At 31.8% G+C, this 19,179-nt stretch carries 22 protein-coding genes; 5 read left to right on the top strand and 17 right to left on the bottom strand.

Translation table 11 applies throughout. The annotated features are described in order from the left end of the window. Positions 1-52: 52 nt before the first annotated feature. Positions 53-379 carry a hypothetical protein gene (locus ACAM25_RS06885; protein WP_369611557.1) on the top strand — a complete coding sequence of 109 codons (327 nt, stop codon included), beginning with the start codon at positions 53-55 and terminating at the stop codon, positions 377-379. On the opposite strand, the gene ACAM25_RS06890 is transcribed toward ACAM25_RS06885, so the two are convergent. From ACAM25_RS06890 to ACAM25_RS06910, 5 genes are all read right to left on the bottom strand, one after another. Further along, the gene (locus tag ACAM25_RS06890) at positions 362-1,327 is read right to left on the bottom strand and encodes a V-type ATPase subunit (RefSeq protein ID WP_369611558.1); all 966 of its coding nucleotides are present in this window, start codon (positions 1,325-1,327) and stop codon (positions 362-364) included. The genes ACAM25_RS06885 and ACAM25_RS06890 overlap by 18 nt on opposite strands. Continuing rightward, the gene (locus ACAM25_RS06895) at positions 1,328-1,657 is read right to left on the bottom strand and encodes a hypothetical protein (protein WP_369611559.1); all 330 of its coding nucleotides are present in this window, start codon (positions 1,655-1,657) and stop codon (positions 1,328-1,330) included. It lies immediately after the preceding gene. Between the two features lie 13 nt (positions 1,658-1,670). Continuing rightward, the gene (locus ACAM25_RS06900; protein ID WP_369611560.1) at positions 1,671-2,444 is read right to left on the bottom strand and encodes a tRNA (adenine-N1)-methyltransferase; all 774 of its coding nucleotides are present in this window, start codon (positions 2,442-2,444) and stop codon (positions 1,671-1,673) included. Between the two features lie 76 nt (positions 2,445-2,520). After that, positions 2,521-2,670, bottom strand: coding sequence for a ribbon-helix-helix domain-containing protein (locus ACAM25_RS06905; protein WP_369611561.1), 150 nt, complete (start codon positions 2,668-2,670; stop codon positions 2,521-2,523). A gap of 36 nt (positions 2,671-2,706) precedes the next feature. Further along, positions 2,707-3,453 carry a TrmB family transcriptional regulator gene (locus ACAM25_RS06910; RefSeq protein ID WP_369611562.1) on the bottom strand — a complete coding sequence of 249 codons (747 nt, stop codon included), beginning with the start codon at positions 3,451-3,453 and terminating at the stop codon, positions 2,707-2,709. 47 nt (positions 3,454-3,500) lie between these two features. Between ACAM25_RS06910 and ACAM25_RS06915 the strand changes: the two genes are divergently transcribed. Further along, a complete protein-coding gene (locus ACAM25_RS06915; protein ID WP_369611563.1) occupies positions 3,501-3,830 on the top strand; it encodes a 30S ribosomal protein S25e in 330 nt (109 codons plus the stop codon). 3 nt (positions 3,831-3,833) lie between these two features. Here the strand turns inward: ACAM25_RS06915 and ACAM25_RS06920 are convergent, their stop codons facing one another. Both ACAM25_RS06920 and rgy read right to left on the bottom strand, forming a co-directional pair. Next, positions 3,834-4,724 carry a carbon-nitrogen hydrolase family protein gene (locus ACAM25_RS06920; protein WP_369611564.1) on the bottom strand — a complete coding sequence of 297 codons (891 nt, stop codon included), beginning with the start codon at positions 4,722-4,724 and terminating at the stop codon, positions 3,834-3,836. Positions 4,725-4,728: 4 nt separating this feature from the next. Next, entirely contained in the window at positions 4,729-8,394 is a 3,666-nt protein-coding gene (rgy, locus tag ACAM25_RS06925; protein WP_369611630.1) for a reverse gyrase, read from the bottom strand. Positions 8,395-8,485: 91 nt separating this feature from the next. Here rgy and ACAM25_RS06930 point away from each other — a divergent pair, with 91 nt between their 5' ends. Continuing rightward, complete coding sequence (locus tag ACAM25_RS06930) at positions 8,486-10,729, top strand: CDC48 family AAA ATPase (protein ID WP_369611565.1); 2,244 nt, start codon at positions 8,486-8,488, stop codon at positions 10,727-10,729. After that, positions 10,726-11,967, top strand: coding sequence for a 2,3-bisphosphoglycerate-independent phosphoglycerate mutase (locus ACAM25_RS06935; protein ID WP_369611566.1), 1,242 nt, complete (start codon positions 10,726-10,728; stop codon positions 11,965-11,967). Before ACAM25_RS06930 ends, ACAM25_RS06935 begins: the two co-directional genes overlap by 4 nt. A 47-nt stretch (positions 11,968-12,014) precedes the next feature. On the opposite strand, the gene ACAM25_RS06940 is transcribed toward ACAM25_RS06935, so the two are convergent. From ACAM25_RS06940 to ACAM25_RS06965, 6 genes are read right to left on the bottom strand one after another with little or no spacing between them, the layout of a single operon-like run. Beyond that, positions 12,015-12,509, bottom strand: coding sequence for a GTP-dependent dephospho-CoA kinase family protein (locus tag ACAM25_RS06940; RefSeq protein WP_369611631.1), 495 nt, complete (start codon positions 12,507-12,509; stop codon positions 12,015-12,017). Positions 12,510-12,523: 14 nt separating this feature from the next. Then, positions 12,524-12,727, bottom strand: coding sequence for a transcription elongation factor subunit Spt4 (gene spt4 / locus ACAM25_RS06945; protein WP_369611567.1), 204 nt, complete (start codon positions 12,725-12,727; stop codon positions 12,524-12,526). Continuing rightward, positions 12,727-13,278 carry a DNA-directed RNA polymerase gene (locus ACAM25_RS06950; RefSeq protein ID WP_369611568.1) on the bottom strand — a complete coding sequence of 184 codons (552 nt, stop codon included), beginning with the start codon at positions 13,276-13,278 and terminating at the stop codon, positions 12,727-12,729. The genes spt4 and ACAM25_RS06950 overlap by 1 nt, the downstream gene beginning before the upstream one ends. A gap of 11 nt (positions 13,279-13,289) precedes the next feature. Next, a complete protein-coding gene (locus ACAM25_RS06955; protein WP_369611569.1) occupies positions 13,290-13,721 on the bottom strand; it encodes a PIN domain-containing protein in 432 nt (143 codons plus the stop codon). Beyond that, on the bottom strand, positions 13,685-14,941 hold the full coding sequence (gene eif2g / locus ACAM25_RS06960) for a translation initiation factor IF-2 subunit gamma (protein ID WP_369611570.1): 1,257 nt from the start codon (positions 14,939-14,941) through the stop codon (positions 13,685-13,687). Before eif2g ends, ACAM25_RS06955 begins: the two co-directional genes overlap by 37 nt. 8 nt (positions 14,942-14,949) lie before the next feature. Beyond that, entirely contained in the window at positions 14,950-15,591 is a 642-nt protein-coding gene (locus tag ACAM25_RS06965; RefSeq protein ID WP_369611571.1) for a 30S ribosomal protein S6e, read from the bottom strand. A 65-nt stretch (positions 15,592-15,656) separates the two neighbouring features. Between ACAM25_RS06965 and ACAM25_RS06970 the strand changes: the two genes are divergently transcribed. After that, on the top strand, positions 15,657-16,019 hold the full coding sequence (locus tag ACAM25_RS06970) for a CbiX/SirB N-terminal domain-containing protein (protein ID WP_369611572.1): 363 nt from the start codon (positions 15,657-15,659) through the stop codon (positions 16,017-16,019). Here ACAM25_RS06970 and ACAM25_RS06975 read toward each other — a convergent pair. Genes ACAM25_RS06975 through pcn form a run of 4 tightly spaced genes read right to left on the bottom strand, consistent with a single transcriptional unit; the run spans position 15,996 to position 19,175 of the window. Next, positions 15,996-16,454, bottom strand: a complete 459-nt coding sequence (locus ACAM25_RS06975) for a 30S ribosomal protein S15 (protein ID WP_369611573.1) — start codon at positions 16,452-16,454, stop codon at positions 15,996-15,998. The two genes, ACAM25_RS06970 and ACAM25_RS06975, sit on opposite strands and share 24 nt — an antisense overlap. Before the next feature lie 6 nt (positions 16,455-16,460). Further along, positions 16,461-17,477 carry a methionine synthase gene (locus ACAM25_RS06980; protein ID WP_369611574.1) on the bottom strand — a complete coding sequence of 339 codons (1,017 nt, stop codon included), beginning with the start codon at positions 17,475-17,477 and terminating at the stop codon, positions 16,461-16,463. Beyond that, on the bottom strand, positions 17,470-18,438 hold the full coding sequence (locus ACAM25_RS06985; protein WP_369611575.1) for a 5-methyltetrahydropteroyltriglutamate--homocysteine methyltransferase: 969 nt from the start codon (positions 18,436-18,438) through the stop codon (positions 17,470-17,472). The genes ACAM25_RS06980 and ACAM25_RS06985 overlap by 8 nt, the downstream gene beginning before the upstream one ends. Further along, positions 18,438-19,175: a proliferating cell nuclear antigen (pcna) gene (gene pcn / locus ACAM25_RS06990; RefSeq protein ID WP_369611576.1), complete on the bottom strand. Its 738-nt coding sequence runs from the start codon at positions 19,173-19,175 to the stop codon at positions 18,438-18,440. The genes ACAM25_RS06985 and pcn overlap by 1 nt, the downstream gene beginning before the upstream one ends. Positions 19,176-19,179: the final 4 nt, after the last annotated feature.

Raw genomic sequence — 19,179 nt, forward strand, 5'->3', positions numbered from 1 at the left:
ACCTCGCCTAATGTTAAAATCCTTTTTGATATTATAAAAACCATTATACATAATGCTTGTAAAAGTACCAGAGAAAATATTTGATGAAATACTTAGGAAACTAAAAATTCAAGTATATGAATATAATTCAAAAATAAAAGAATACGGAGTCTATTTAAAACCGTATCACATAGTTTATAAAAATGGTAAACAGTATATTTATATAGGTAAGTACTGGTATAAATTAGAGAAGAAAGAAGGAAAATTGAAGTGGATATATTTAGGCAAGAAAAAACCTATTGAAAAAATGCCTGACCCACCTGCAATACCAGATTATACAATAATAAGAGATGTTGAAGGATATGTTATAGATGAAAAAGTCCTAAATGAGTTCAAATGATAGCATCTTTTTTACTTTATCTATTATTCCTAACTTTATTCCATTTATAATCATAGTAAGGTCTTCATAATCTAATTTTATTAACTCTGAAATTGCTAGAACAGTAGCCGGGGTAAACGGACTTCCCATAAATGCTTCAATGGAGGATTTTCTTGCATTTACTCTAGCTAAATGATGAAAGCTAGCTAAAGCCTCATAAACATTAGTTGTGATCAAACTTTTCGAGTAAGGAGTCCTAGATAAAACATCTAGTACTTCTTTTTCTGTGTTAGCCCCTGCAATATCTTTTAAAGAAGCTTCATCCATTTTGCACATTACATCCCCAATTAAATGAAGTTTGTAAGCAAGTGCAGTTGAATAGTAATCTTCATATGTACAAATAATGTCTTGAGCTTTTGATTTCCAATCCCCTCTAAACTCATTTACTATCTTTGATAACTTATATATAAAGTAAAATTCTAGAAGAGAATTAATTTCAGAAGGAGTCTTCTTGTTTGCTCTACTTAATGCGAATTTAAGTCCCTCATTAATTATACCTTTTGAAAAATTCATCACATCATCAAGGCTTTGAGGGTTTGAATCTGCTAATTCCTTTATTAAGATAAAATTATTAGTTAATTTTGCCCCAGTTAACAGAGAGGAAATAAGGGGCTCTAATTCACTTAAACTAAAAAGATATAAGTATAAATCTACTATATCAGAATTTACTTTTGTATTGCTTACATATTTTCTAATTTTAGTAAGAAAATTTATTGCTCTCTGCTTAAATTTTCTTTCAGCATCATCAATGGTGCTTGGAATTTCCTCTATAAATCCTCTATCCTTAAGCAAGCTTAAAGCGTCTTTCCACTCTGCAGTTGTTAAAAGTTCATTTACTGTTCCTTTAGTTAATACAAACGATTTATATAATCTCGCTATAGATGTAGAGTAAGCTAGTGTACTACTCATCTATTTAAATACCTCCTCGATCTTTTTTAGTACAAATTGGGTAGCTTTTTCTAGGTTCTTTTGGCCTTTCTCCTTAATCTTTGATATTTGTTTTTCTCTGTCTTCAGCATATTTTTTACTTAATTCATTAATTTTATCACTAGTGTTTTTATCTATTTCTTGTGAAATTTGATTTAGTTCTTCTTCAGCTATAGACCTAAACTGTGTGGTAAGAGATTCTGCAAATATAACAAGTCTTTTCGCATCATCTGCAATATTTTTTTCTATGTTTTTTAGTTCTTCTTCATATCTTACTATCAAATTCGCATATGTTGATAATTTTGAAGACATCTTAGTATATAGTTTAAGTTGAGCTTTTTAATGATTTTCTTCCTCTAATAATATAACCCGTGTGCATTACCCCTATATTTTTAGGTCTTGTTGCATTTTCTTTAATCTGATACTCTCGTAAAATTAATTCTTCTGCATGTATATCAATAAATCCACTATTTTTTAATGCGATGCCTACTTTCTCAATTTGATTTGTGGTAGGAACAAAAATTACTATTGAACCAGATGGCTTTAAAGCATCATATGCATGTTTAGCAACATTCCAAGGATCTGGCATATCTAGAAAAATGGCATCCACATTGCTTTCTTCAAATCCTTCTCTAACATCTTTTAATTTAAACGTTACCCTATCTGTGAGGTTAAGTAATTCTATGTTTTTCTTCGCAATTTCTTGCATGTCTTGTCTTATATCGTAAGTTATTACTCTCCCTTTTTCACCCAAGTAATAAGCTAAAGATATGGTAAGGAAACCAGACCCGGTGCCAGCTTCTAAAACAATATCTCCAGGTTGTATTCCGGAGGAGTATATCATATAAGCTACATCTTTGGGATAAAGAACTTGCGAGGGTCTTTTAAGTCCATTATAGATATCTATTAATGAGGGTTTTAATACATAAGCTTTATTTCCAGTAGATAATGTTACCTCTGAGCCATATTCTAATCCTATTATTGAGTCTAAATTTATAGCTCCTTTATCACTTCCAAATTTTTTACCTTTTTTCACTTTAATAAGATAAGTTCTTTTCATATCAATCCAAAACGTTATAACATCATCTTCTTTTATCATCAGAATTAGAAAGATAAAAGTAACTTAAAAATCAGTTCTGGTGTCTTATTTCATTGATCAAAAACACCAGCTTTCATCACTGGTCGTTTACCCATAATTCTTTTCTTATAAACTCATTTAATGCTGCTCTTATTACTTCACTTCTTGATGTATATCTACCAGTATTTATTAATTCATCTATTGCTTCCAAAAATTGTTCTGGTAATTTTACGGTTATTATTCTCATTATAGGTCAATTATTTTGCTTTGAGGATATTATCTTTTAAGCATTATCCCTATTTTTATCAGCCTTTTCCCATAAATACTCAAAATAAACTTTGCCTATTTCAACAAAATAGATATGATTTGAAAACATTCCTAACAACGTATTACCTTGTGTTTTTATTATTAAGAAAATTGAATTTGATGTTATTATGCCACTTCCAAACATCGAATCTAAATATCTAACTTGAAGGACGTTGCTATCTACTTTTAGACTTTTACTTAGTATAACTTTAACGTCATGTTTATAGGAGTTAGCTTCAAGTAATTTAACAAGTTCTTGTGATAATATTTCTGGAAAAGATATTGCAACATAATACTTACTAGAGTTCTCAGAGAGTATTTGTTGAAGTGTTTGGTTAATAGCATCTTGCTGAACAAGAGCTATATTATAGAAAGAAGTTTGAGAAGAGAGTAAAACAGATATAGGTAAGATTAAATCTCTTTCTATTTTTTCTAAGCTGTCAAAGATATTTTTCTTCACATTTTCCCATACTTCTCTAATTGGATTAGCTATATAATAAGATGGCCTTTTTCCTATTCTTCTTATCCAACCTCTTCCTTCTAATTTAGTTAAAATAGGGTATATCTTTGTATAAGAAATGTTAATTTTATCAGATAATTCCTTGGCTGTCATCTTCCCATTAAGAAGTAATATAAAATATAGTTTCAGTTCATTTCTACTTATTCCAAAAGCTCTAGCTATATTTCCTATTTTACTTACGATATCATCAATATTTTGGGACATATTAACATTTTTATTTTCAAGCCACTTATTAATAAACGGTGTATCAAATGGGTGGCGCCAGTAAGAAACCCATATCTACAGTAGAGAAAAGAATGAAAAAAATGGCTGAAGAGCAACAAAAGAAACAACAAAAGAGAGCCCCTACAAAGACTGGAAAAGAATTAACGAGCAAGAATGTTATAGTTGATAATGAGACTTTGAAGAAAGTTCAGGAAGAATTAAAGAAAGAAATAATAGTTACTCCTTATACTTTATCAAGTAAATTAAACGTCACTATAAGCGTGGCAAAGAAAATATTGGAAGAGTTAGAGAGACAAGGAGTTGTTAAAATAGGTACCAAAGATAGAAGAACTGTAGTATATGTAGCTGCTTCATAAAAATTATTCTTCTTCCTTTTCTTCTCTTTGTTCTTCGACTTTTTTTGTTACATTAGTCTTCATTTTTTTAATACTTTTACAGAAAGTTTGAAGAACAGAATCTATGTTGCTTATGCTCCCTATTTTTTCTCTATTAGCTTCCTGCGTTAACACAGTAGATTCAACATATACTACAGTATCTTCTTCTTCAGCTTGCTTATAAATTAATGTGTTAGTACTTGTTACAAATGTTGGTGAAGACCCTATTATGTCCCCGTTCTCATCTTCTATTGTTTCTCCAACAATAATATATGGTAATCCATTTTCTATTGTTCTTGCTATTGCCATATACTTTATTATATCATATCCATTTCTAGGATAAGCTTTCATTGTCCCAATTATTGCAGATACATTATTTAATGATAAAAGTTTATTGATTTCAGGTGAAAATAAGTCATCTTCAGAGATTATACCATATCTTTTATCTAATGACATATAAACTGGTTCTTTTCCAGACGAAATTCCAAGTCTTACATCTTTTTCAGACACTATTATTTTCCTATATTTTCCTAATATTTCTCCTTGCGGAGAAATAATTAATGTTGTCAGAAATATTTTTGGTCCAGCTTGTTCAAGTATTGGACCAGCAATTAGATGAACTTCTCCTTCCATTGATAAATTTATTAAAGTGTCTGTTACACTACCCGGTATTTTTTCAGCAAGATTCTTAATTATACTCCTCGCTTTCTTATCATTCTCGTAAATTTCAAATATATTTCCTGCTGGAAATAAAGATGGAAGTATAACTAACTTAGCACCTTTATCTTTAGCTGCCTTAATTAATTTCTTAGCTTTTTCTATATTATATTTTTTGCTCATTTCTCTCAATTTTAAATGAAGTAATCCGATGAGCATAATATCACCTAATCTTATTTATTTCCTCATAAATATCCTTTAATACATTTATGTAATCTTCTTTACCTTCCTCCACCATATCCATCAACTGTAATAGAGTTCTTGTTCTGTTCTCAGATACAAAACTACTAAACTTTTGATTTAAATAGTTATTTACCTCTTTGCCTAAGGTAGTTGGAATAAGTTTTTTTGTTTTTTTACTTTCAATTGCATACCCTCTTTTTAATATTGTACTTATAATAGTGGCATAAGTACTAGGTCTTCCTATTTCTTTTCTCTTCATCTCAGCAACTAAATCAGCCTGAGTATATAAATTCACGGAACTTTTTGCAAAAGATCCTTTAAGCTCTACTGTATATATTATCTCGTCTTCGCCAGATGCCTTAATTTTTTGAATAACACTGCCTTTCACAATTCTAGTTGTTGGCAAATATAAGAACTTAGAATAATCTATTTGAATAGGGAGTTTAATATCTGTTATAAACTCAGCTAAGTTCTGGAATGTCTTTAATTCGGTCTGGCATTTTTCATCTTCACAGATTTTATATTCTATTTTCTCTTTAATAGCTTTGATAGGAACTAATTGGCTAGTGATAAATCTTCTAAATATTAAATCATATACAAGGAAATGAACTTTTGATATCTTTTTAGCTAATTCTATTTCTCCCTCATCAATTAATAATCTTAGCTGATCAACATCTAAAGGTCTCGTAGGTCGAATAGCTTCGTGAGCACCACCTTCTCCCCAAGTTCTAGGTTTAAAAATATTTTGATAGTTCTCCCCAATGATTTGTTTTAGATAATTCTCTGCTATAGATATACCCGTGCTTGATATTCTAGTACTATCAGTTCTATGATATGTTATAAGTCCTAGTTCAAATAGGTCTTGAGCTATTTTCATTGCCTCTTGTGCTGATATCCCATAAAATTGATTTGCATCATATAGCAAAGTGTCAGTAGTGTATGGTGGTAAAGGATTAATTTCCTCTTCTGTAGTATTCATATTTACAATCTTTACATAAACTACTGAATTCTTTCTTATCTTGTTATTCTGCTTAGGTACATAAATTTTAAGCTCTTCAATTCCTTTAATGTTTCCGTAATAAATTTTCATCTTATTTTTCTGATATTCGTCATATCTACTTACTATCCAATTTAGTACTGGTGATTGCACTCTTCCAGCACTTAAGTTTCTATTTTCTAAACTATCACACTTATAATGACTACAATAATAGTTTCTCCAGAAATCTTCTTGAAGTTTAGTAGAAAGTTTGAATCCTATCCATCTATCTTCTATTCTTCTAACTATTTGCGATTTAACTAAATTCACATTAAACTCTCTTGGATTGTTAATAGCTTGTAGTATCGCTTTCCTTGTAACTTCATGGAATTCAGCTCTTTTTATGTTAGAGTTAAATGGTCTGAGTGCTAGATAAATATCCCAAGCAATTTTTTCACCTTCAGTATCTGGGTCGGTTCCTATAAGAATCTCATCCACTTCTAACGCTAATTTTCTTAAAGCATCTATCGTGTTATTCTTATCTAAAACTATTTCTGTTGTTCCGCATCTAGGGCATCTATTTCCTTCAGCATAATCAGTAAATTGATGCCCATTTCTACATCTTTTTATAGTATTATAATAAGGAATAAATAATAAATGAGAGTTACTTTTAACTTCTATTCCATAAATTCCTATATTTTGCGTTGTTAAGTCATAAACATGGCCTCCAGAAGCAGCTACTATAAGAATTTTGTCCTCTAAAACGGTCTCAAATGCCCTAATGTTTTCTATTTGTCTAATACTAGGCCTAGAAAAGAAATTAGAAATAGTTTTTGCTTTATTGGGAGATTCTACAATAAACAAAACTGTTTTGACTTTTTCTAAAGACGGTTCTACTTCTCCTTCTTTTTTTATCTTATATATTCTCTCTCTTTCGCTCTTTATCTTGTTGACAATATCATCTAAACTTTCATTTTCTATCTTATTATTTTGTAAATCTAATTCTTTCCATGAAATTTCATCTAAGATAAGCGATAATTTTTTATTTAAAATATTGAATAAACTGAAATCATCTACTAAAAGAACTGAGAGCCCAGTAGTTAACTCTCCACCATATATTCTAGAAGTCCTTCCACTGGCTTGAATGTACGTAAGATAATCAGGGATAAGGATATTACCATTAGATATAACTAAATCTCCAATTTCTGCTACTTTCTTTAAAATTTCTTTATCTTCAAGGTATTTATTAGCTATTTCATAAGCTTTTAATAGAACTTCATCCTCTAATTTTCCTTCTTTTGCTTGCATAGACAACATTGAAATTGCTGCTGGGCTTAATCTTCTAATTTTTCCTCTTACTCTTCCTGCTAGTCTTATTATTTCTTGATCTCTAGTAACTAAACCTAATATACTTAATATTCTAGATAGTGCTACAATATTCATTACTTCTCCTATTCTAAACTTAAATTTTGGTATGCCAACAAAAATTGCATATTTTACTCTCCAAGGAATATCAATTCCTCTAACCAGAATACCATAATGTGTAGCAGAACCAATTAGTGCATAAATGTCTCCGTTAGCAAACTCATCTATTTTACCTGTATTTGTTGAAGTTATAGCAGCAATTTTAAAACTATCACTTAACTGTTGCTCAAGCCATTTTGCATACTCTTGTCCTTTGTCTATGGGAACAAAAATTAAGCCTCCATCGCCTAATTTACTTAATAACTCTTTAAGGTATGCTACGATTTCCTCGTTAGTTTTAGGTAAAGGAGAGTAAGTGTCTATTATTTTTCTTAAGTATATCACTGAACTACCCGGCCTAAATCCCATAAGGGCTGATAATACTGGATTTCCTCTAGTTAATGTGGCTGATGAAAACACTATTGTCTTTCCTTTAATTTTATTTCCTCTTATTTCCTGGATCTTGTTATATATTGTTTCATCTTCTTTAGCTTTCTTTAATAGTTCTTTTACTGCTGTTATGTCATCTTTTGTGAAACCAGCTAGGTTTAATATTGTCTCTGAGCTTTTGCTTGATTTTAGAGCAGTATCTACGTCGTCAACAAACATGAAATCGTACCTAATATTTCTAAGTTCGTTGATTTTATCTATGAAAAATCTATTTGTAGAGACGAAGATATTAAATTCTCCTTCATTAAGTGATTTATAAAGCTCTTGTTTTTGTGATTCATTTAAACCAGAATGATAGTAAAGTAGCTTTGTTTCTAGGTTAGCTTTTCTTGCAAATGTCGATATTCTATCAACAGCTTGTTTTACTAAGCTTCTAGTTGGGAATATGAGTATTGATCTTCCATTTTTAGTAGAATAATATAATGACGTTATCATTCCAAACGTAGTCTTACCTAAGCCCGGTGGAGCTATAATAGCGAAGCTTTCTTTCCTTAAGACTCTAATTATCCAACTCTTTTGTGGACCAAAAGGAGGAAAACCAATAATATTTTTGAATAATTCTACGAATTTATCGTATTCTTCAATTATATTTTTGATCTCTAGTAATTTTTTCAGGTTATTGTTCTTCTCCAATTCTTCAATTAAATTCCTTATATTTTTAAATTCTAAATCCTTTCCAAGGCATTTGTTACATACAGACCCTTTATAGAGTCTCTCAGCTGTAATAAACTCACCACAGTTTGGACAAGTGTTCATATAAATTGATGGGGGAATATCGTTCAAGTTTCCCTATCACTAATTTATGTAACAGTTAGACTTATTTAAAAGATTGTATAGTTCAAACATAATGAGTCAAGAGGTAACTTTAAGAGTAAGTGAAGCAAGACAAAGAGATGTTGGAAAAAAAATAGCAAGATTATCTGATTATATTATGAAGAAAATAGGTATTGAGACCGGTGATTACATAGAAATTACAGGTCCGAATGGCTCTGCTCTTGCACAAGCAATGCCTTCGTATGACATATCTGACGACGAAATCAAAATTGATGGATACATTAGGAAATCAATAGGAGTAGGCATTGGAGATGAGGTTAAGGTTAAAAAGGCTAATGTTAGCCCCGCGTCTAAAATTACCCTTGCTCCCACTCAACCTATAAGATTTGATAGAAGCTTTGTTGAATACGTAAAAGATCAGTTAATGAACAAACCGTTAGCTAAGGGAGAAACAGTTCCTATACCAATTTACACTGGAACTTTAGACTTCATTGTAGTAAATACTCAACCCTCAAATTACGTTTATGTGACAGAGTCAACTAACTTAGAAATAAGAGAGGAACCTGCAAAAGAAAGTGAACTAGGTGGATATCCTAAAGTTACATGGGAAGATATTGGAGATCTGGAGGAGGCAAAGCAGAAAATTAGGGAAATAGTAGAATGGCCTTTAAGACATCCAGAATTATTCCAGAGACTAGGCATAGAACCTCCTAAAGGAATTTTACTTTATGGGCCTCCAGGTAATGGCAAAACTTTGCTAGCTAGGGCTTTAGCTAATGAGGTAGGAGCTAGTTTTTATACGATTAATGGACCAGAAATTATGAGCAAATTCTATGGAGAAAGTGAACAAAGACTAAGGGAAATATTTGAAGAGGCTCAGAAAAATGCTCCTGCTATAATTTTTATTGATGAAATAGATTCTATAGCACCTAAAAGAGAAGAAGTAACTGGAGAAGTAGAGAAAAGAGTTGTTGCACAGTTACTTACTTTGATGGACGGAATAAAAGGTAGAGGAAAAGTAATAGTAATAGGAGCTACAAACAGACCTGATGCTGTTGATCCGGCATTAAGAAGACCAGGTAGGTTTGACAGAGAAATAGAGATAAGACCTCCAGATACTAAAGGTAGAAAAGAAATCTTGCAAGTTCATACTAGGAACATGCCATTATCTGATGATGTTGATTTAGATAAATTAGCTGAAATTACGTACGGATATACTGGAGCTGATCTAGCAGCTTTAGCCAAAGAGGCTGCAATGAATGCTTTAAGAAGGTTTATAGCGGAAAAGAAGATCAACTTAGAGCAAGAACGAATACCAGCTGAGATCCTAAAAGAGCTAAAAGTAACCATGCAAGATTTCCTTGAGGCTATGAAATCTATTCAACCTACGTTGCTTAGAGAAGTTTATGTTGAAGTGCCTAAGGTACATTGGAATGATATTGGTGGATTAGAAGATGTAAAACAACAACTAAGAGAGGCTGTAGAATGGCCTTTAAGATTTCCAAATGTGTTTAGCAAAAGTGGAATAACTCCACCTAAGGGTATTTTGTTGTTTGGTCCTCCTGGTACTGGTAAGACTATGTTGGCTAAGGCTGTTGCTACTGAGAGTGGTGCTAATTTTATTGCTGTTAGGGGTCCGGAAATATTATCGAAGTGGGTTGGTGAGAGTGAGAAGGCAATTAGGGAAATATTTAGAAAGGCTAGACAAGCAGCACCAACAGTAATATTCTTTGATGAGATAGATGCAATAGCACCAATGAGAGGATTATCAACAGATAGTGGAGTAACAGAAAGAATAGTAAACCAACTACTAGCAGAAATGGACGGAATAGTACCATTAAATCAAGTAGTAGTTATTGCTGCTACTAATAGGCCTGATATTCTTGATCCTGCTTTGTTGAGGCCTGGTAGGTTTGATAGGTTGATTTATGTTCCTCCGCCAGATAAGAGGGCTAGGGTTGAGATTTTGAAGGTTCATACTAGGAATGTTCCATTAGCTGAGGATATTACTCTGGATGAGTTAGGTGAAAGGACTGAAGGATACACTGGAGCGGATATAGAAGCTCTAGTACGAGAGGCAACAATTAATGCAATGAGAAAGGTATTTGGTGAGTGTGATAAAAAATCAAAAGATCAGTGTGGCAATAATGTAGATTGTTATAATGTAAAAATGAAAGAGTGCATGAATAATACTAATATTGTTGTGTCAAAAGAGGACTTTATGAAGGCTTTAGAAACTGTAAGACCAAGTTTAACTCAAGCTGATATTCAAAGATATGAAAGAATGGCTAAAGAACTAAAGAGGTCTACTCTATGAAGAAATATAAAATATTATTCTTTATTGCTGATGGTCTAGGGGATAGACCAGTAAATAAATTAAACGCTAAAACTCCATTAGAATACGTAGAAAAGCCTAACATTAAAGAACTATTGAGGAACTCAATAGTAGGGTTGATGGATCCTATATCACCGGGAGTAATAGCTGGCAGTGACACATCTCATTTATCAATGTTTGGATTAGATCCTCATAAGTATTATAGGGGTAGAGGCGCTTTTGAGGCAATAGGTGCTGGTGCTAGATTAAAAGCTAATGATGTTGCCTTCAGAGGAAATTTCGCTACAGTAAATAATGATTTAATAGTAATTGATAGGAGAGCGGGTAGAAAGATTGAAGAGGCAGATGAGTTAGTAAAAGAATTAAATGATAAAATTGGTGAAATAGATGGAATAAAAGTTAGATTTTACCATGGTACTGAGCATAGAGTTGCTGTAGTATTAAGTGGAAAAGGGTTAAGTGATAAAGTTAGTGATACTGATCCTCATGAGGTTAATAAAAAAGTTTTGGAAAGCAAACCTTTAGACAATTCACCAGAAAGTCAATTTACTGCTACTATAGTTAATAAATTAACTCATAAGATTTTTGAGGTTTTAAACTCCTCAGAAATAAATAAAACTAGAGTAAGTAAAGGAGAACTCCCTGCTAATATTGTTTTACTTAGAGGAGCAGCTGAGTTTGTTGAACTCCCTCCATTTGAAAGCTATACTAAATTAAAAGCAGCTGCTGTTTCTGCAACTGCATTAATAAAAGGAATTTGTGAACAAATTGGAATGAAAGTAGTTACCCCAGCTGGTGCTACTGGTGGTTTAGATACCAATTATCTAGGTAAAGCCGATGCTGCAGTTGAATTATTAAAAGAGTATGACTTTGTCTTTTTGCATTTAAAAGCTACGGATGCAGCTTCTCATGATGGTAATGTGGATGGTAAAGTCTATGCTATTCAGAAAATGGATGAAATGATTGGAAGGATAATCAATAAGTTTGGGAGTGAATTAGTTATAGCTATAAGTGGTGATCATTCTACTCCAGTAGAGGTGAAAGAACATACAGGTGATCCGGTTCCTTTCTTATTATATGTTCCTTATAGTATAGTTAATGATCAAGTAAATGATTTTAATGAAAGAGAAGCGAGAAAAGGTTCATTAAGAATAAGGGGATTAGATGTAATAAATATTTTACTTAATTATTCTAATAGAGCTGAGAAGTACGGTGCGTGAAGAGGCTCGAAAGGGCTGAAAAGTGATGAGCCCGCGCAGGTCGGATTTCAACAATTTTTTACGTAAAATTTCTCTAATATTTGTTTCACTCTAATCCTAGTAAGTTGGTTGTTAATTATTACTACAGCTCCAGCATTAGGTTGCCCATAGATTATAATGTCCTTATCTCTTCCAAAAAGCACAACTGGAATAACAAGTAAGTCTTCTTCTCCATCAACTAAAATTATACTCTTTTTACTGTAATTTTCATTTAAAATATCCTTAATTGTTTTAATACTCGATAATCTTATTGTTGATTTTTCATTTCTTATTTTTATTAAATGATCTTCCTTTAGATCAATTTTTATATTTCTTTTTGTTTTCCCATCAATAATAGATAAAAAAGGAATTATTCCATTAGTTCTCAAAGTTTCTGTTACTACGTCACCTACAGTAATTATTCTCTGACCTTTATTTAAGAGAAGAAAGTTTATGAGCGAATTTTTATCAGTAAATAAAAAACCGTAGGGTCTCGATAATTCCTTTTTCAAATCTTCAGGCATTACAAAGCAATACTCTACTTCACTATTATCGCGTATCTCCAAGGTATTGTTACCCCAAGTAGTTTAGCGGTTTCTGAAGAGGGATCTATGATAATTACCATACCGCTCCAATCGTCACTAAAACTTGTTGATCCGCAGACTGGGCATTTGGGAGTATCTGAAGGGACTAATGCTCTACAATTTTTGCAAGCTTTAAACTCTTTATTTTTCTCTGGCATCACTTGCTCGCCTTTGTCAACTCTTGTGTAATCCATTCAATTTTTCCTAAATAAGGTTGTTTCATCGTAAGAGCTATCCTTGGCATTCTTCCTCCACTAGTAGATACGCTAATTATTCTTGCTCTAACTCTATCGCCTTTTTGAATAACTTTCTTACTTTTTTCTCCAAAGAGAATACCTCTATTTTGATCATATTTTAAATTATCATCAGTTATCTGAGATATGTGAGCTAAACCATCTACAGGTCCTATATTAACATATACTCCATAATTATCAACCTGGTTAACTTCTCCTTCTACAACTTCTTGGATTACTGGAACAAAAGTTAACATTTCAAAACTTACTTCATGATATGTAGCTCCGTCTCCAAATATAATATAACCTTCTTCATTTACTTTAGCATTTAATACAGCTAAAACTAAACCTAAATCCTTAACCATTTTTTCCTGGTATTCTTGTCTTAAAATTTGTAGAGCTATTTCATCCAGAGGTTGTCCAAAATATTCTGGCGGTATACGTATTATACCTCTTGCTTTAATTAATTTAAACATAAAATATCAGACTAGATAATAATGTCTACCTTTATATTTTTACTCTTCTGTCTAAGATAAATAACTTTCACTCCTTCACGCTTTGCCTTATATCTAAGTTTAGTATCATTTGTAAATAAAAATAAATTATAATATTTGCAGATATTTATTAATGCATCATCAACTCTTAGATTCTCGTAACCATCTATATTCTTCCAATAAGTTTTATACTTATCTAAATATAACAAAGCTAAATTAGCTTTTTTACTCATTAATACACTCTTAGAATTAAGAAACTTGTTTAACTCTTTAATTACTACATTAGGTATGTAAAAAGTTGGTTTATAATCTAGGAATTGTATTATTTTTTCAAAAGGATCAAAACCGTAATATATATATAGAAGAATATTAGTATCTACTACTACTCCTAAATTTTTATTATTCCCCAACCTACTAATCTCCATCTTCCACTAACTTGTCTACTTATAACAACTCTTAAATCTTTATCCCATACTACTAAAGGTCTCTTCAATTCAACCTCTAGCTCGTCGTTTTTAATACTTTTTGCCACACCCAAAGTTGTTGAAGAACCTAGCGTAAGCATTAGTACCTCTCCTTTCTTTATGTTTTCAACTTTAACTAAATCTTTTGCCCCAACTACTCTTTCTAATAATTGATAATTTTCTATTCTCAAGTTCCATAGTACTTGTACGTTTTTATTATTTGATTTAACTACAACACTTCCAACTAAACTATCAGCTTTTACATATGAAGGATCTAAATTTGTTCCAAGTGCTACTAGTCCACCAGGTTTTGCTTCCTTAACTTCTAGATCTGAAAAACGAATAGATGTTATAGTTGTATACATTGGTTCATATTCAACTTTACCACCAGCTTTTTCATATCTTATTCCTGGCAAAATCTTTATTTCATCTCCTATCTCTAATTTCCCTTGAATTATGCTACCTCCTACTACTCCGCCTTTTAATTCATTATAAGGTGTTCCCGGTTTATTCACATCAAAGCTTCTAATGACTAGCATTATTGGATCTTTTGTTAAGTCTCTATTAGGTGTAGGAATATATTTTTGTATACCTTCTATTAAAGCATCTATATTTATCTTGTGCAGTGCACTTACTGGAATTATCGGCGCATCTTCAGCCCAAGTACCTTTTAAAAATTCTTTAATTTGCTTATATTGCTTATAAGCTTCTTCTTTGCTTACAACATCTACTTTATTTTGAACAATAATAAGATTTTTAATATTAACAATACCTAATGCAACAAAGTGCTCTCTGGTTTGTGGCTGTGGAAAAGGTTCATTTGCTGCCACTACCAGAAGCGCACCATCCATTAATGCAGCTCCAGAAAGCATAGTAGCCATTAATATTTCATGCCCTGGGGCGTCAATAAAAGATACTTTTCTAAGGAATTGTGGTTTTTCGTCACTGCCACATTGGTTGCAAGAGTATTCTGTTACGTATGCTTCTGGTTTGTTACAATGAGGACATAAGCCAATGCTAGCTTCAGCATAACCTAATTTTATTGTCATGCCTCTTTTTAATTCTTCGCTATGCTTTGAAGTCCAGACGCCAGTAATAGCCTGGACTAGAGTAGTTTTACCATGATCTACATAGCCAACTACACCTATATTAACTTCTGGTTGAACTTGTGGCCAAGACAAAAGGATAATCACCTAATAATTATACTGTTAATCTGAACTATATCTTGAGTAATCATATTACCCCTAACAGTTTTTTTCTTTCTTATTCCATCTTCGTCTGGATAGAACCCAGGAGGACCACTAAGTAATAATCTTCTTTTTGCACCTCCAGGGACATCAAATCTCATTGGAAAGCCAGAATTATCTGAACCACCAGTTATCTTGACTTTAAATAGTAAACCAGAGATATTTAACTCTACAGTATCACCTATTTTAGCTCCTATTAAATTACTTAACTTTGATTGATCAATAGAAATTTGAAAGGATTTAGTTCTATAGGCTAATGCCTCAAACTCATTAGCTCCATATTTTTCTGCTATACTTGGTGAAATCCAGACTTCATCTGCAGGTATATTGTTATCTATTTCAACTTTAAAATGAGTTTTTACTTTTACCTTTTTGTCTCCTTCTTGCTTTACTATCTGTAAAGTAATTAGTGTATCTAGTCCAAGTTCTTCCTTTAATTTTTGGCTAAGTTTGGCTATTGGTAAAGCTTTTCCTTCTTTCTCTCCTTGTATAGATTGAACTTGATCAGATGTTTTAACCTTAACTTTCTTTATTTTTGGCTCTTTTGTTTGCGGATCAGATATGACAATTTTAAAGTCTGGCAAGTTAGTATCACTTGGTAAGGTAAATTAGAATACAAGTATTTAAAATCGAAGTATATAAATTACGTATGCTTGGTGTCTTACTAGTTTTACATGGAAGTAAAATAAAAGAGTGGCAAGATGTGGCTATTCAATATGCTAATCTGTTAAGAAAATATTTTGATTTAGTTGAATATGGTTTTATAGAATTTAATCAGCCTAGTATAACTGAAGCAGCTAAAAATCTTGTAGCTAAAGGAGCGGATACAATTGTTGTTGTTCCATTACTTTTTGCTGCTGGAACTCATTTTAAGAGAGATATACCAAAACAGTTAGAAGAAATAAAGGGTGTAAAAATAATTATTGCTGATCCTATAGGAATAGATAAAAGAGTTGCTGAGATCTTGAAAGAGAGAGTTGAAGAAAGTTTACGTAGCTCCGGAGGCCAATAGTTCTGCTTTTTCTGGCTCGTATTTCCACTCCATTGGTAATTTTCCTACTCTTTTATAATACTCAGCCAATCTTCTTATTTTGGACTCGATCTCCTCTAATCCTCTTTTAGCTTTTTTATCTTTAGGATGTTCAAAAAGATGTCTTCTCACGTTTGCAGCCTTCCTAATCAAGTTAAATAGATCTTCAGGGATCTTTGGTGCTAATCCTTTCTCTTCAAGAATAGTAGTTATTTTTTTACCAGTAATTTGTTTTACTAGAGGAACTCCATATTGATCTCTAAGAATTAATCCTATCATACTTGGAGAGTATCCTTTCTTAGCTAATTCTTCTACTAGTAATTCTACTTCCTCTCTAGTAAACCTTACCCACTTTGGGGCACCACTTCTAACGGGTCTTGTTGAATGCGATTTACCGTTAGGTCTTTTCTTGTTCACAATACTTCACCTATTTACTAATGGCTTTAACGAAGTAGTATTATAACCCTTATTTTTAAGTTCTTCTCTTATAATCTTTGTTCCTTTTACCATGTTAACTAGTTTTTGAAATGCTATCTTTCTTGGCAATAATTTGAGTCCACAGTCTGGATTTACCCATATCATTTCTGGCTTAAAATAATTCAGTAGCATTCTCAAGTCTTTAGCAACTTCTTCAGCAGTTTCAACTCTCCTATTATGCACATCAATTACACCAACTCCTATTTCTCTATCCCATTTAGTAAATAGCTTTACTGGTTCATAGTTATAGTTCTTTAATGCAAGATTTATTTGATCTACATTTAATTTATCTAGGTAAGGTTCTAGGTACTTATATTCACCATAACAGACATGCATAACAACCTTCACATTGATACCTTTTATAGACTCATTAACTGCTTCTATTGCCCATTCAACTTCATCTTTATGAGTATGTATAGCTGGCTCATCAACTTGAATAATTTTAGCTCCAGCCTCTATGAGGTTTTTAATTTCTATATTAATCACTTTTGCTAAATCAAAAGCTAAATCCCTTTTGTTTTTATAGTACTCATTATAAGACCATTCAGCGATTGTATAAGGACCTGTTATAGTTATTTTTAGGTTTTCTGTATACGATGCTGACTTTGCGAAGAGAAATTCATCTACTAACATTGGTTTTATATATTCTACTTTTCCAACAACTGATGGTTTCCTATAATAATTAGTTCCCCAAACTCTTACTGGACCATAAAATTTAAATCCAGCTAATCTCTCCGCAAAGAACTCTACCATTTCATCTCTTCTCATCTCTCCATCAGTTGGTACATCAACCCCAGCTATTTGATGGTCTCTTAATACTGTGACTACAGCATCATCAAAAGCTTCTTGTAAGTCTTCGTCTGATATTTTGCCGAGTTTATGTAATCTAATTGCTTCTCTTAGCCATTTAGGTCTGGGATAACTACCTATAACTGTAGTAGGAAGAATTGGTAGCTCATCCATTCATTATCATCTCCTTAGCTTTTTGTAATAGTTTAAATTTTTTCTGGACTATTATTTCTGGTATAAAGTCATTAAATGAAGAATTTCCTATTATGAGTCTTTCAATTCCCTTTTCCTCTGCAGTGTTAACTATCCTTTTTATAGTTACTATTTTTTCCATCTTAGTTGTTCTAGAATCTAAAACTCCAAAGTAAATCTGTTTTCCTTTCAATAGCTGATAAAGTCTTCCAAGTTTATTTTTGTTGTTTTCTGTTACGTCAAATCCATATATGTTTGCTGGGATCTTCATATAATACTCAATTCTATCGAAGTCTATGTCAAAATAGGATAATAGATGAACTTCATAATTTATATTTGCTAACATAGACTTGTAAATTTCTGGTAATAATTCAAGAATTTCTTTCTTTATTCCTTTTTGAAAAATTGAAGGTTCATGAATTTCTATTATATCGCTTCTTATGTTAGAAAGCAAAGAGTTTACCGCATTAGCATAATCTCTCATAAGTTCTTCCTCGTTTTTATAATATTGGTTTTCAGAAAGCTTAAGAAAAGTTAGTGGACCTAAAATTACTGCTTTTAATTTTATTCCATGACTTTTTGCAAGTTCGTTTGCTTTTTCAAAGTATTTAATATAATTGTTATCTTCTTTGTAAGTTAGCTTATTTTTTATTACTATTTGTCTGTAATAGAAATTATTATCAAAAAATCTTGTCAGACTTTCTTTTTGCACATTGCTTAGAAAAGAATATGTTAAATCTTCTATATCATCCCACTCAATCATGCTGTCCGTAGAAAAATCTACCTTAAAGTCTTTCATCATAGAGAAGAAACTGTTCATAAATTTATATATTTCTTCTTGAAATTTCTCTTCAGATATTTTCCCATTATTTCTTTTTGATATTATTTTTGCTATTTTTATTGGTTTTGGATAACTTCCAATTAACGCAGTTTCTAACTTCATTAAGATAATTTGGGGGCAAGCAAATAAGTAACTTTCCCCCCTCCTTCCATATTGAATTCAAGTTGCATAGGTTTTTGCTCCGCAAACGCTACCTTAACATAGTCCGAAAGTTTTGTGAGTGAAATTATATCATTTAAATATTCTATATCATACGATGATGAAGATTCCTTATTAAATTCTATTTCAGCTAGGCTTCCAGTTTCTTTTGAAAATTCTACTTCAACTTTATTTTCGCCTTCTCCTCTAACAACCACTTTCTCTTCATTAGCAGTTATTGATAAAGTATCTGATACCTCGGCTATTTCACCAATTGCATTTTTAAATCCGCTAGCATTTATTGAAGCTTTTATATCAAATTCTAGATTTATTTCAGGTACCTCAGGTGGTAATACTTCCAAGTTATTAACGTTAAACACTCTATTGAGAGCACCACTTAATGTTAATTTAACAATCTCTGGAGAGTCCGCTTCAATAACAATCTCTTCTTTTCTTTTAGCCGCTTTAAGAAGCTTGCTCATGTACTGAGTATTAAAGCCGAATTTGAACTCTTCTGGGACATCATATTCTTTGAAAATTTCTTTTGGTAAGTCAATCTTTATGAGAGAAATATGAGCCTTATCTATTGCTATTAACTGTATCCCATCTGGCTTTATATCAAATAGTGCTTCATCAACAAGTTTAAGTAAAGCTTGAACTATTGCTTTTAAATCTCTCACATCATCATAAACTATTCGCATATTC

The organism is Sulfurisphaera javensis (genome assembly GCF_041154675.1).
GTDB lineage: Archaea > Thermoproteota > Thermoprotei_A > Sulfolobales > Sulfolobaceae > Sulfurisphaera > Sulfurisphaera javensis.

Coding starts and splice junctions, on each gene's coding strand:
- ACAM25_RS06885 (WP_369611557.1), top strand. CDS start 53: ATGCTTGTAAAAGTACCAGAGAAAATATTTGATGAAATACTTAGGAAA.
- ACAM25_RS06890 (WP_369611558.1), bottom strand. CDS start 1,327: ATGAGTAGTACACTAGCTTACTCTACATCTATAGCGAGATTATATAAA.
- ACAM25_RS06895 (WP_369611559.1), bottom strand. CDS start 1,657: ATGTCTTCAAAATTATCAACATATGCGAATTTGATAGTAAGATATGAA.
- ACAM25_RS06900 (WP_369611560.1), bottom strand. CDS start 2,444: ATGATAAAAGAAGATGATGTTATAACGTTTTGGATTGATATGAAAAGA.
- ACAM25_RS06905 (WP_369611561.1), bottom strand. CDS start 2,670: ATGAGAATAATAACCGTAAAATTACCAGAACAATTTTTGGAAGCAATA.
- ACAM25_RS06910 (WP_369611562.1), bottom strand. CDS start 3,453: ATGTCCCAAAATATTGATGATATCGTAAGTAAAATAGGAAATATAGCT.
- ACAM25_RS06915 (WP_369611563.1), top strand. CDS start 3,501: ATGGGTGGCGCCAGTAAGAAACCCATATCTACAGTAGAGAAAAGAATG.
- ACAM25_RS06920 (WP_369611564.1), bottom strand. CDS start 4,724: ATGCTCATCGGATTACTTCATTTAAAATTGAGAGAAATGAGCAAAAAA.
- rgy (WP_369611630.1), bottom strand. CDS start 8,394: ATGAACACTTGTCCAAACTGTGGTGAGTTTATTACAGCTGAGAGACTC.
- ACAM25_RS06930 (WP_369611565.1), top strand. CDS start 8,486: ATGAGTCAAGAGGTAACTTTAAGAGTAAGTGAAGCAAGACAAAGAGAT.
- ACAM25_RS06935 (WP_369611566.1), top strand. CDS start 10,726: ATGAAGAAATATAAAATATTATTCTTTATTGCTGATGGTCTAGGGGAT.
- ACAM25_RS06940 (WP_369611631.1), bottom strand. CDS start 12,509: ATGCCTGAAGATTTGAAAAAGGAATTATCGAGACCCTACGGTTTTTTA.
- spt4 (WP_369611567.1), bottom strand. CDS start 12,727: ATGCCAGAGAAAAATAAAGAGTTTAAAGCTTGCAAAAATTGTAGAGCA.
- ACAM25_RS06950 (WP_369611568.1), bottom strand. CDS start 13,278: ATGTTTAAATTAATTAAAGCAAGAGGTATAATACGTATACCGCCAGAA.
- ACAM25_RS06955 (WP_369611569.1), bottom strand. CDS start 13,721: ATGGAGATTAGTAGGTTGGGGAATAATAAAAATTTAGGAGTAGTAGTA.
- ACAM25_RS06970 (WP_369611572.1), top strand. CDS start 15,657: ATGCTTGGTGTCTTACTAGTTTTACATGGAAGTAAAATAAAAGAGTGG.
- ACAM25_RS06980 (WP_369611574.1), bottom strand. CDS start 17,477: ATGGATGAGCTACCAATTCTTCCTACTACAGTTATAGGTAGTTATCCC.
- ACAM25_RS06985 (WP_369611575.1), bottom strand. CDS start 18,438: ATGAAGTTAGAAACTGCGTTAATTGGAAGTTATCCAAAACCAATAAAA.
- pcn (WP_369611576.1), bottom strand. CDS start 19,175: ATGCGAATAGTTTATGATGATGTGAGAGATTTAAAAGCAATAGTTCAA.